Below are 352 nucleotides of genomic sequence, written 5' to 3'. Positions count from 1 at the left end.
CCTATGCATTTCCCACATGGGAGCGCTGAGTTTTGAGCGCTGCAACTTACGGAAAGCCTGAGCTATAAGGTGTTCATCGAAGTGAACGAGGCGCCACGGACTGGCAGCCAGGCTTCGAAAGCCCATTGAAAGGGGGATCAAATGAACATCGCACGCTCCATCAACAACTGGCGCAAGTACCGTCAGACGGTCACCGAACTGGGCCGCATGTCGAACCGCGAACTTCGCGACCTCGGCATCGAACGCGCCGACATCGACCGCGTTGCACGCACGGCCTTCGCCCGCTAAGGCGAACCACATAGACTGAAGAATTGCCAAGCGCCTGCATCTCCTGCGGGCGCTTTTGCTTTTT

General features: G+C 57.4%; 1 protein-coding gene. It reads left to right on the top strand.

Annotated elements, in window-relative coordinates:
• Nucleotides 1–141 precede the first annotated feature (141 nt).
• A complete protein-coding gene (locus L981_RS34320) occupies nt 142–288 on the top strand; it encodes a DUF1127 domain-containing protein (protein WP_064817045.1) in 147 nt (48 codons plus the stop codon).
• The last annotated feature ends 64 nt before the right edge of the window (nt 289–352 follow it).

The organism is Ensifer sp. ZNC0028 (assembly GCF_000799055.1).
Classification (GTDB): domain Bacteria; phylum Pseudomonadota; class Alphaproteobacteria; order Rhizobiales; family Rhizobiaceae; genus Ensifer.
This window is presented reverse-complemented; position numbering and strand designations above follow the sequence as displayed.

Bases quoted from the DNA above. Each gene is read 5' to 3' on its own strand.
- L981_RS34320 (WP_064817045.1), top strand. From the start codon at position 142: ATGAACATCGCACGCTCCATCAACAACTGGCGCAAGTACCGTCAGACG.